10 protein-coding genes are annotated in these 11,559 nt (G+C 34.0%); all 10 read right to left on the bottom strand.

The window, feature by feature from the left end:
- Positions 1 to 275 precede the first annotated feature (275 nt).
- The gene (gene queG, locus CLU81_RS16165; protein ID WP_099710747.1) at positions 276 to 1,202 is read right to left on the bottom strand and encodes a tRNA epoxyqueuosine(34) reductase QueG; all 927 of its coding nucleotides are present in this window, start codon (positions 1,200 to 1,202) and stop codon (positions 276 to 278) included.
- Positions 1,199 to 2,545 carry a cytochrome P450 gene (locus CLU81_RS16160; protein ID WP_099710746.1) on the bottom strand — a complete coding sequence of 449 codons (1,347 nt, stop codon included), beginning with the start codon at positions 2,543 to 2,545 and terminating at the stop codon, positions 1,199 to 1,201. Before CLU81_RS16160 ends, queG begins: the two co-directional genes overlap by 4 nt.
- Before the next feature lie 63 nt (positions 2,546 to 2,608).
- Positions 2,609 to 3,424, bottom strand: a complete 816-nt coding sequence (locus CLU81_RS16155; protein WP_099710745.1) for an alpha/beta hydrolase — start codon at positions 3,422 to 3,424, stop codon at positions 2,609 to 2,611.
- Positions 3,425 to 3,433: 9 nt separating this feature from the next.
- Positions 3,434 to 4,456, bottom strand: a complete 1,023-nt coding sequence (gene ruvB / locus CLU81_RS16150) for a Holliday junction branch migration DNA helicase RuvB (RefSeq protein ID WP_055096839.1) — start codon at positions 4,454 to 4,456, stop codon at positions 3,434 to 3,436.
- Between the two features lie 134 nt (positions 4,457 to 4,590).
- A complete protein-coding gene (locus CLU81_RS16145) occupies positions 4,591 to 6,393 on the bottom strand; it encodes a cbb3-type cytochrome c oxidase subunit I (RefSeq protein WP_099710744.1) in 1,803 nt (600 codons plus the stop codon).
- Positions 6,394 to 6,424: 31 nt separating this feature from the next.
- A complete protein-coding gene (locus tag CLU81_RS16140) occupies positions 6,425 to 7,615 on the bottom strand; it encodes a cytochrome c oxidase subunit II (protein ID WP_099710743.1) in 1,191 nt (396 codons plus the stop codon).
- Between the two features lie 19 nt (positions 7,616 to 7,634).
- Complete coding sequence (locus CLU81_RS16135) at positions 7,635 to 9,029, bottom strand: quinol:cytochrome C oxidoreductase (protein WP_099710742.1); 1,395 nt, start codon at positions 9,027 to 9,029, stop codon at positions 7,635 to 7,637.
- 27 nt (positions 9,030 to 9,056) lie between these two features.
- Positions 9,057 to 9,602, bottom strand: a complete 546-nt coding sequence (locus CLU81_RS16130) for a cytochrome c (RefSeq protein ID WP_099710741.1) — start codon at positions 9,600 to 9,602, stop codon at positions 9,057 to 9,059.
- 8 nt (positions 9,603 to 9,610) lie between these two features.
- On the bottom strand, positions 9,611 to 10,135 hold the full coding sequence (locus CLU81_RS16125) for a DUF3341 domain-containing protein (protein ID WP_041516373.1): 525 nt from the start codon (positions 10,133 to 10,135) through the stop codon (positions 9,611 to 9,613).
- Positions 10,128 to 11,528, bottom strand: a complete 1,401-nt coding sequence (gene nrfD / locus CLU81_RS16120; RefSeq protein WP_041516374.1) for an NrfD/PsrC family molybdoenzyme membrane anchor subunit — start codon at positions 11,526 to 11,528, stop codon at positions 10,128 to 10,130. Before nrfD ends, CLU81_RS16125 begins: the two co-directional genes overlap by 8 nt.
- Positions 11,529 to 11,559: the final 31 nt, after the last annotated feature.

The following is an 11,559-nucleotide window of genomic DNA, read 5'->3' as shown; positions in this document are numbered from 1 at the left end:
ACTGATAAACAGTATTTTACATTATTTTATTAATATCTAAAAGTCCGAAAAAGCTAACTAGCTCATTTAGATAGGTTTTACAAATTATTACATAAAAAATAATTACACTTTCTGCGACAATATCTCTTGGAGTTAAAGCATAACTTCCAATAAAATTATAGGTATTAATCTCACGCGTTTTAAAAAAATAAGATGTCTCGCAGTAATCGTTTTTAATCTATAATCCTTACAAAAAACGAGTGCAAAAATTCTTAAGAAAAACAACTTTTTTTAAGCTATTCCAGAAAGGTAATATTGCGTTTCAAACCATCATATTTGGTTCTTTTAATAGGAGAATTTTTAAAAACAGCACGAAAAGTTTCTTCTGTAATTTCGATCCAGTCTTTTTTTGAAAAAGAAAGTAGTTCTGGATTCGGGTTAAAAAGAGGTTCTGAATGAGGTTTCGAGAACCGATTCCAAGGGCAAACATCCTGACAAGTATCACAACCAAACATCCATTCGTCAAATTTTCCTTTCATTTCATAAGGAATATTTTCTTTAAGCTCAATGGTATAATAAGAGATACATTTGCTTCCGTCAACCACATGAGGCGCAACTATTGCTTGTGTAGGACAAGCGTCAATACAAGCTGTACAAGAACCACAATGATCTGTAGTAGCATGATCATATTCTAAATCTAAATCAAGAATAAGTTCGGCAATAAAATAAAACGAACCCACTTTTTGAGTCAACAGATTACCATTTTTACCAATCCAGCCTAAACCACTTTTTGCTGCCCAAGCTCTGTCTAAAACAGGCGCAGAATCAACAAAAGCACGTCCGGAAATGTCTCCGATATTTTCCTGAATCGAATGCAAAAATTCTTTTAACTTCTCTTTGATTACAAAATGATAATCCTGTCCATAAGCGTATTTAGAAATTTTAAAGCTTTCCTGAGTTTGGGTTTCTTCCGGATAATAATTTAATAAAAGTGAAACAACGCTTTTAGCATCATCAACTAATAAAGTTGGATCCAAGCGTTTATCAAAATAGTTTTCCATATAAGCCATTTGCCCATGATGGTTATTATTGAGCCATTTTTCAAGACGCGATGCCTCCTCTTCCAGAAATCCAGCTTTAGATATTCCGCAAGAAAGAAAACCGAGGCGTTTTGCTTCTGATTTTATAAATTTCGAATATGTCTCTTTTGCATTAATACTCATCTTTTCGAAAATGAAACTTCTACACCAACTGGTTTTAATGTAATTAAAGGATTAAACTGAACTTCATCTGTATTTGATTTAATCTCATATTTTTTTACAATTTGAGCAATAGTCAAACACATTTCGTAAATAGCAAACCCAGCTCCTATACACATTCTGGGACCGGCGCCAAAAGGATAAAAGTATTGCATAGAAAGCTTTTTCTGCTCTCCAAGAAATCGTTCCGGATTAAATTCATCCGGATTTGCCCAATATTTAGGATTTCGATGTAATTCGTAGAAAGAAACTCCAATAAGAGTTTCCTTTTTTATATGAAAACCTGCAAGCGTATCATCCGTAACATTTTGTCTGTCCGTAATCCAGGCTGGTGGATACAAACGCATCGATTCATTTAGAACAGCATTTGTATAAGTCATTTTTTGAAGTTGCTCAACAATATCCTGCGTTTGAGATTCTATTTCGATAATCTCATCGAGAACTTTTTGCTGTATCTCAGGATTTCTTCCTAAAAGATGAAGTGTAAAAGTCAATGCATTTGCAGTTGTTTCATGACCAGCTATAAACAAAATTTTTATTTCATCAACTAATTGTTTAACCGACATACCTTCTCCCGTATCTTCATATCGGGTTTCTAAAAGCATATTCAGCAAGTCGTTAATCTCTTCTTTCGAAGCCAGTCTTTGCTCGATAATTTCCTGAATGATTCCATTATTTTCTTCTGCCAATTCAAGATGTTTTTTCACTTGCCCCGTAACAGAAAACCACCATGCTTTATGTGGAAGCCTAATTTCTTTGATTAAAAAATTCTGAACTTCTTCAATAATAAATTTTATGCGATTTAGTTTTTCTTCTGAAATGGAAAGCTGAAATAGTGATTTAGCCACAACATTAAAGGCTAATTGACTCATTACAGGAAAAAGATCAATTGTCTTTTCTTCTTCTAAATTATCCAATTCAGAAGCAATAGTCAAATTCATATTTTCAACTAACTGATTCATCTTTTGTTTATGAAAAGCTGGTTGAATTAATCTTCTTTGCTTTAGCCAAAAATCACCGTCAACAGTCAAAAGTCCTTTCCCTAAATATTTTGAAAGATATACAGATTGAAATTTTGACTTATGATAATTCTTTTGATTCTTTTGCAAAATATACTGTGCAATTTCATTATCTCTTGATAAAATGATATGCTTAGAAAGACCAATTTTAAGAGAAAAAGAATCTCCAAATTGCTCAAAATATCTTTTATGAAATGGAATCGGATTTCTACGCACTCCTTCAGCATCGAGAAAAAATCTTAATATCGAAAGTCTGTTCGGGTAATTATATTTTCTGTTCTCAGACATTTTAAATAGAATTAAAACACCTTACACTGAATCTTGGTGTTTATTTTTTCTTACTTATCAAATTTACTTATTATGCATGATAATCCAATCGGTAATATCTTTTATATTCTGAGCTTCAGTATCAGGTGAATTCATACCAACATCATGTCCTTTTCCTTCTCTAATTAGTAATTTTGTCTCAACACCTTTGCTTTTTAATTCAGCATAAAGATTTTGAGATTGACTGACATTAACCAAAGGATCAGCATCACCATGTATCAGTAATGTCGGTGTGTTCGAAATATTTCTGAAAGGACTTATTGCAATAAATGCAGGATTAGTCCCCGTTGTATTAAATTTTGCTCCAGCTAATTTTTCGATAACATCCAAAAGAACATTCTTCTTAAGAAATTCTAATACTTCAACAGAATCTAATCTTGAAGGAGCACAAAGTGCGGTTATCGACTTCATGTTCTTTTTGGTATATCCATATAATAAAGCCAAATGAGCACCAGCGCTAATCCCTACAATATGATATCCTTTTTTAGCATATCCATATTTACCGGAAACATCTGAAACATACGTAACAGCTGCTTGAATATCTGCTAATAAATCCTTTGCCGAAATTTCTTCCGTTACATAACGATAATCGACATTAGCGACAACAAATCCTTTATTACAAATGTCCTGAGCATGTTTACTGTTATATTGAAGTCCGCCCATTGACCATGCGCCACCATGCAGCAATATAACAACAGGTATTTCTTTTAAATCTCCGTTAGGAATATACAGATCTAAAGCTTGTTGAGATGATTTCCCATAAGCAAGATGCGAAAAAGACTTACTTTGCCCAAAAGAACTACAAAAAGCAAACAACAAGAATAAAAGGAAGTGCTTCATAATTTATTTTTAAAACAATCCACCTTGAATGTTGGTGTTTATTTTTCCTAAATGTTTATAAGCTTTGTCCGTAACTTCTCGACCACGCGGAGTACGCATAATAAAACCTTCCTGAATCAAGAATGGTTCATATACTTCTTCAATGGTTTCACTACTTTCAGAAACGGCAGTTGCCAAAGTTGAAAGACCAACTGGCCCACCTTTGAATTTATTAATAATTGTCAGTAAAATTTTATTATCCATTTCGTCCAATCCATGTGCATCGACATTAAGTGCTTTTAAAGCATAACGTGCAATTTCAAGATCAATAGTTCCGTTACCTTTAATCTGTGCAAAATCTCGAACTCTACGCAATAATGCATTTGCTATACGAGGTGTACCGCGACTTCTACCGGCTATTTCTATAGCAGCATCTAATGATATTGGCATTTTAAGAATAGAAGAACTTCTTTCGACAATAGTAGTCAAAAGTTCTGTAGTATAATATTGTAATCGTGATGAAATTCCAAAACGTGCACGCATAGGTGCCGTTAATAATCCTGAACGAGTTGTAGCTCCAATTAAAGTAAAAGGATTTAGATTGATCTGCACAGTTCTGGCATTTGGACCAGACTCGATCATAATATCAATCTTAAAATCTTCCATTGCCGAATACAAATACTCTTCAACAATTGGGCTTAAACGATGAATTTCATCAATAAATAAAACATCTCTTTCATCAAGGTTAGTCAATAAACCAGCCAAGTCTCCAGGTTTGTCCAAGACAGGACCAGATGTAATTTTGATTCCAACTTCAAGCTCATTAGCAAGGATATTTGCCAAAGTAGTTTTTCCTAATCCGGGAGGTCCGTGAAAAAGTGTATGATCAAGCGCTTCACCACGTTGATTGGCAGCAGCAACAAAAACTTTCAAATTCTCTAAAACTTGATCTTGTCCGGCAAAATCATCAAAGGACAGCGGACGTAATCTTTTTTCAAGATCTAATTCTTCTGGGTTATACCCATTTGTAGTGGGATCTAGGTTCTCATTCATTTTACAAAGATAGACAAAGTAATCAGTTTGTAAAACAGATAAATCTCAAATAAAACACTGAAACTTCAGGTCAAATTCCAACTTTAGTTAAAACAAAAAAGACCATCTTTTCAGATGGTCTTTTTTAAATATTTTTAGTGGTGTAAAACTTCTTCACCTTCTTTCATTGGTACATTTTGCGGTACAAAATCTACATCGTGATTTGGGTTACTATAGTCATACGGCCAACGGTATACGTGAGGAATTTCACCTGGCCAGTTACCGTGAATATGTTCTACTGGAGTAGTCCATTCTAATGTTGTAGATTTCCATGGATTCTGAACTGCTTTCTTACCGTAGAAAATACTACTAAAGAAGTTGTACAAAAATACTAATTGGAAAGCTCCTCCTACAAGAGCAAATGTTGTAATTAAAACATTCACATTTTGTAAATCATCAAATAATGGGAAGTTTGTGTTTGTATAATAACGTCTTGGTAAACCAGCTAATCCAATAAAGTGCATTGGGAAGAAAACTCCGTAAGCACAAACTGCTGTTACCCAAAAGTGAATATAACCTAAGTTTTTGTTCAACATTCTTCCGTACATTTTAGGGAACCAGTGGTAAATACCAGCAAACATTCCGTAAAGTGCAGAAATACCCATTACTAAGTGAAAGTGAGCAATTACAAAGTAAGTATCATGAACGTTAATATCTAAAGTACTATCTCCTAAGATGATTCCAGTTAAACCTCCAGTGATGAAAGTAGAAACCATTCCGATAGAGAATAACATTGCAGGGTTAAATTGCAAGTTACCTTTCCATAATGTTGTAATCCAGTTAAAAGCTTTTACAGCAGATGGAATCGCAATCAATAAAGTTGTAAAGGTAAATACAGATCCTAAGAAAGGATTCATACCTGAAATAAACATGTGGTGACCCCAAACAATTGTAGATAAAAATGCAATTGCAAGAACTGACATAATCATCGCTCTGTATCCAAAGATTGGTTTACGAGAGTTCGTAGCCATAATTTCAGAAACAAGACCCATTGCAGGTAAGATTACGATATAAACCTCAGGGTGTCCTAAGAACCAGAATAAGTGTTCGAACAATACTGGAGAACCACCTTGGTAATGTAAAACTTCTCCAGCGATATAAATATCAGATAAGAAGAATGAAGTACCAAAACTTCTATCAAAAATCAATAATAATGCTGCAGATAACAATACTGGGAATGAAATAACACCAATAATAGCTGTTACGAAGAATGTCCAGATTGTAAGTGGAAGTCTAGTCATAGACATTCCTTTAGTTCTTAAGTTGATAACTGTAACAATGTAATTTAAAGATCCCATTAAAGAAGATGCGATAAAGATTGCCATTGAAACTAACCATAAAGTCATACCAGTTCCAGAACCTGGAATCGCTTGTGGTAAAGCACTTAATGGAGGATAAATTGTCCAACCTGCAGAAGCTGGTCCAGCTTCAACAAACAAAGAAGACAACATAATCACAGCAGACAAGAAAAACAACCAGTATGAAATCATGTTCATGAATCCAGAAGCCATATCTCTTGCTCCAATTTGAAGTGGAATAAGTAAGTTACTAAAAGTACCACTTAAACCAGCCGTCAGTACAAAGAATACCATGATGGTACCGTGAATTGTAACTAAGGCCAAATAAATATCATTAGCCATTACACCATCTGGTGCAAATTTATCTCCTAATAAAACATTAAAGATTTTGAAAGACTCTTCTGGCCATGCTAATTGCATTCTGAAAAGCAAAGACATTGCAATACCAATAATTCCCATGATAATACCGGTAATTAAGTATTGCTTAGCAATCATTTTGTGATCAATACTAAATATATATTTAGTAATGAACGTGTCTTTATGATGATGTTCGTGCTCGTGATCGTGTCCGTGATCGTGACCGTGCGCTTCTGCTGACATATATGTGTACTTTAAATTTTCTTAATAAATATTATTTCATAGCAACTTTAGCTACAACTGCTTTTACAGTATCAATAACTGCTTTAACAGTATCTTTAGCAGTACTATCTGTAGTCGCTTTCGCTCCTGCTTCTTCAGCTGGTTTCTTAGCAGCTTCAGCCGCTTTAATATCCTGAGCTAAAGTAGTTTTTTCGCTTAACCATTTTTTATACTCTTCAGGAGTATCAACAACAACTTTCATTTGCATGTTGTAATGAGAAGCTCCACAAATTTTATTACATAATAATAAATAATCAAATGTATAAGGATCTAAAGCTGTACCACCTTTAGCAACTAACTCAACACTTTTTTCAGCTCTAAGTTTATTGATGTTCGCAACTTTTTCTACCATGAATGGTAACTCTCTGTATTCAGATGTTGTATAAGTTGGAATAAAAGCAAACTCAGTAACCATTCCAGGAACACAGTTCATTTGCGCTCTAAAGTGAGGCATGTAAGCTGAGTGTAATACGTCTTGAGAACGCATTTTGAAATGTATTTTTTTACCTTTTGGGATATGTAATTCAGAAACTACGATATCATCTTGAGAATTAGGATCTGACATATCAACTCCTAAAGTATTTACACCTTCAATTAAACGTACGTTTGCTTTTCCTAAAACATTATCCTGTCCAGCATATCTTGCAGTCCATTTAAATTGTTGAGCATATAATTCGATTTCGATTACATCTTCATCTTTATCAACGAACATAATGTTGTTCCAAGCGTACAATCCGTAAAGAATCAAACAAGCTAAAACTACAGATGGAATAATACTCCAAATTGCTTCTAATTTATTACTATCAGCAAAGAATAATGCTTTTCTATCTTTATGACCTCTATTTTTGAAAGAGAACCAATACAATAAACCTTGTGTAATAAATTGAACTACAAAAATTAAAACCCAAGTAATATTCATTAAGCTATCTACTAAAAGTCCATGCTCTGAAGCTGGAGTATGAAGTGCTAAACCACCCCATTTTAGTAAACCATAAATCGTAAATATATATATGAATGCCAAGAAGCCAAACATAATATACCCTTGAATATTATTATCATTATCTGATGCAACCTGAGAATCGTCCGAAGAAGATCCTACTTGAGTAAGATCAAATATCTTGGTCAATTGCCATAATGCAACTGCTAATAAAACTAAAACTATAATTACCAACAAACTTGTCATCTGTTTACTTCTTTAAATATTAATAATGAAAATGTTTACTTTCTTCAATGAAAGGATTTCTTTTTGCTAACAAAGGAGCTTTAGTTAATGCAGTAAATACAACAAAAATAAATAAACCTAAGAAGAAAAGTATAGATGCAATTTCAGGAACTCCAATAAACCATTTATCTCCAACTGTACCAGGCATAATCATATTAAAGAAATCTACATAGTGACCTAGTAAGATAACAGTACCTGCCATTACAATAACCCAGCTAAGACGTTTGAAGTCTGTATTGATCAATATTAATAATGGGAACACAAAGTTCATAACTACAGCACCAAAGAATGGCAAATTGTATAATTGAATTCTTGTTACGAAGTAAGTTACCTCTTCCGGAATGTTAGCATACCAGATAAGCATAAATTGAGAGAACCATAAATAAGTCCAGAAAACACTAATACCAAACATAAATTTAGCTAAATCGTGAATGTGGCTTGTATTTACATACTCTAAATATCCTTTAGATTTTAAGTAAACAGTTACTAATGCAATTGCAGTAATACCACTTACGAAGAAAGATGCGAAAACATACCATCCAAATAAAGTACTGAACCAGTGTGGATCAATTGACATAATCCAATCCCAAGACATAATAGACTCAGATACGATAAAGAATACTAAGAAACCAGCAGTTAACTTAAAGTTCTTTTTGTAGTATAGATCATCGTTTGCTTCATCTTGAAGTAAACAATTTTTTCTTGAATAGTAACGGTATAAGTTCCATCCTATTAAAAAGATAGCGGCTCTAACAATCCAGAAAGGAAAGTTTAAGTAACCTGCCTTACCAGCAATAATTTTATCGTAGTTTGCACTATTAGGATCTGTAACCCCTTCACCTAACCATACAAAAACGTGGTTAAAGTGTAATCCGCAAAGAACTAAAATAATAAAGAAAATAATTGAACCTACTGGTAAATAAGCAGTGATTCCTTGCATTACTCTAAATAAAACCGGAGACCAACCTGCCTGAGCAACTTGTTGAATAGCATAAAATGCTAATGTTCCCATAGAAAGTAGTAAGAAGAAAATACAAGCAACATATAAAGCTGACCAAGGCTTATTTTGCAATTGGTGCAATACATGCGTTAAATGTTCTTTGTGCTCATCAGCAGCATTTACTGTTTCATGCTCACCACCTTTGTGTGATTCATGAGAAGCTTCAGCAGCTTCGTGATGTCCAGCTTCTTGATGAGAAGTTTCTGCTGTTGCTTCATGTGCAGCGCCATGAGATCCATGTGCATCTGCAGCTAGAATTTTTTCAACTTCTTGAATATCTTTAGGAGCAGTTAAAAAACCATATCCAATTCCTAATATACCAAGGGCCATTAGGATGATAGAAAAAGTTTTTAATTTACTTGAAAATGTATACATATCTATTACGATCAGTTTGTTCAACAATTATAATTGGCTTCTTAGTTTTAGAACATAGTCAGCAACTAACCAACGTTCGTGGGCACTTAATTGATTTGCATGCGAACCCATTGCATTCAGACCATAAGTCTCAACGTGAAAGATACTTCCTTCAGTGATTTCTCTGTCTTTATAGTTAGGTACTCCAAGAAATTTTTCTCTTTCAACCAATTTACCTTTACCGTTTCCAGTTGCACCATGACAACTGATACAATAAATTTCGAAAAGTTCTTTTCCTTTTCCGGAATTTCTTTCTTCTTCAGTCAAAGGTGATTTTAAATTAGCTTTAGCCAATTCATAACCAGCAGTTGAATTTTCATATTCATAAGGCTCAAAACCTCTATTGATACTTCCTGCTGCAGGAAGCTGTCCTTCTTTTCCACCTTTAAATATTTTTGCTTCTGAATAGGTTTCATAACCTACAGACTCATACATATTAGGGAAATACTGATAGTTTGGTGCCGAATTATTGTGGCAAGATGAAACTAAAATAGTTATACCAACTAAAAGTGTTATTTTATATATCCTTTTCATAGCTACAATTAATTCTTTTCAATTACTTTAACTTCAACAGCTCCTGTACCTTCGAAAAAAGAAACTAGTTCTGCTTCGTTATCATTTACAGCAACTTCCATTAAAAAATGGTCATCTGTTGTTCTTACATCAGGATTCTCAGCTTCTTTGAATGGCCACAATCTACTTCTCATATAAAAAGTAATAACCATTAAGTGAGCAGCAAAAAATACTGTCATCTCAAACATAATTGGTACAAATGCAGGCATATTTTGAATGAAGCTAAAACTTGGTTTACCTCCAATATCCTGTGGCCAATCATGAATCATGATATAACTCATCATGGTTGTTGCAACAGAAATACCAACACATCCATATAAAAATGCACAAATTGCTAATCTTGTTGGTGCTAAACCCATAGCTTTATCCAATCCGTGAACTGGGAATGGAGTAAAAACCTCTTCAATATGATGATGAGCAGCTCTGGTTTTCTTTACTGCATCCATCAAAATATCATCGTCATTATAAATGGCGTATATTACTTTATTACTCATGATGTGAATCTTTATTTGCTCTTTCTCTAATGTAATTATCTCCTGTTCCTTTCAAAATTGTTTTAACCTCTGCCTGGGCAATTACAGGGAATGTTCTAGAGTATAATAAAAACAATACGAAGAAGAAACCTATCGTTCCAATGAAAATTCCAATATCAACAAATGTTGGTGAAAACATTGTCCAAGAAGATGGAAGGTAATCTCTATGTAAAGAAGTAACAATAATTACGAATCTTTCAAACCACATTCCGATGTTTACTACAATCGAAATAATAAATGAGAACATGATACTTGTTCTTAATTTCTTGAACCACATAAATTGTGGAGAGAAAACGTTACAAGTCATCATCGACCAATATGCCCACCAGTAAGGTCCAGTAGCTCTGTTTAAGAATGCATATTGCTCATACTCTACACCTGAATACCAAGCTACAAATAACTCAGTGATATATGCTACCCCTACGATAGAACCAGTAATCATGATTACAATGTTCATTAACTCGATATGTTGTAGTGTAATATAAGCTTCAAGATTAGATACTTTTCTCATAACGATCAACAATGTATTTACCATAGCAAATCCTGAGAATACCGCTCCAGCAACGAAGTATGGAGGGAAAATTGTTGTATGCCATCCCGGAATTACAGAAGTAGCAAAGTCCATAGATACAATCGTGTGTACAGAAAGTACAAGAGGAGTAGCTAAACCAGCTAATACTAATGATACTTCTTCAAAACGTTGCCAATCTTTAGCTCTTCCACTCCATCCGAAACTTAGGATAGAATAAACTCTTTTTGTAAAAGGAGTTACCGCTCTATCACGTAGCATTGCAAAGTCAGGCAATAAACCAGTCCACCAGAAAACTAATGATACCGAAAGATATGTTGAAATTGCGAAAACGTCCCAAAGTAATGGTGAGTTAAAGTTTACCCATAAAGACCCAAATTGATTTGGAATAGGTAAAACCCAGTATGCTAACCATGGACGTCCCATGTGAATAATTGGAAATAAACCTGCTTGAACTACTGAGAAGATAGTCATAGCTTCTGCAGAACGGTTAATCGCCATTCTCCAACGTTGACGGAAAAGTAATAATACCGCAGAAATTAATGTTCCGGCGTGACCAATACCAACCCACCAAACGAAGTTCGTGATATCCCAAGCCCAACCAACTGTTTTATTTAATCCCCATGTTCCAATACCGGTAGATACGGTGTAAATTATACAACCTAACCCCCAAAGGAAGGCTATTAATGCGATTGAAAATACAATCCACCAATGTTTGTTTGCAGGACCTTCAACAGGTGCAGCTACATCTACAGTTACATCGTGATAAGATTTATCACCTATAACTAAAGGTTTTCTAATGGGTGCTTCGTAGTGAGACGACATAATCCTTTATATGTTTCTTAATTAATAATTT

The sequence above is a fragment of the Flavobacterium sp. 9 genome, from assembly GCF_002754195.1.
Classification (GTDB): domain Bacteria; phylum Bacteroidota; class Bacteroidia; order Flavobacteriales; family Flavobacteriaceae; genus Flavobacterium.
Note: the sequence above shows the minus strand (reverse complement) of the source record. Positions and strands in the feature narration are given on the sequence as shown.

Coding starts and splice junctions, on each gene's coding strand:
- CLU81_RS16130 (WP_099710741.1), bottom strand. CDS start 9,602: ATGAAAAGGATATATAAAATAACACTTTTAGTTGGTATAACTATTTTA.
- nrfD (WP_041516374.1), bottom strand. CDS start 11,528: ATGTCGTCTCACTACGAAGCACCCATTAGAAAACCTTTAGTTATAGGT.
- CLU81_RS16145 (WP_099710744.1), bottom strand. CDS start 6,393: ATGTCAGCAGAAGCGCACGGTCACGATCACGGACACGATCACGAGCAC.
- queG (WP_099710747.1), bottom strand. CDS start 1,202: ATGAGTATTAATGCAAAAGAGACATATTCGAAATTTATAAAATCAGAA.
- CLU81_RS16135 (WP_099710742.1), bottom strand. CDS start 9,029: ATGTATACATTTTCAAGTAAATTAAAAACTTTTTCTATCATCCTAATG.
- CLU81_RS16140 (WP_099710743.1), bottom strand. CDS start 7,615: ATGACAAGTTTGTTGGTAATTATAGTTTTAGTTTTATTAGCAGTTGCA.
- CLU81_RS16155 (WP_099710745.1), bottom strand. CDS start 3,424: ATGAAGCACTTCCTTTTATTCTTGTTGTTTGCTTTTTGTAGTTCTTTT.
- CLU81_RS16125 (WP_041516373.1), bottom strand. CDS start 10,135: ATGAGTAATAAAGTAATATACGCCATTTATAATGACGATGATATTTTG.
- CLU81_RS16160 (WP_099710746.1), bottom strand. CDS start 2,545: ATGTCTGAGAACAGAAAATATAATTACCCGAACAGACTTTCGATATTA.
- ruvB (WP_055096839.1), bottom strand. CDS start 4,456: ATGAATGAGAACCTAGATCCCACTACAAATGGGTATAACCCAGAAGAA.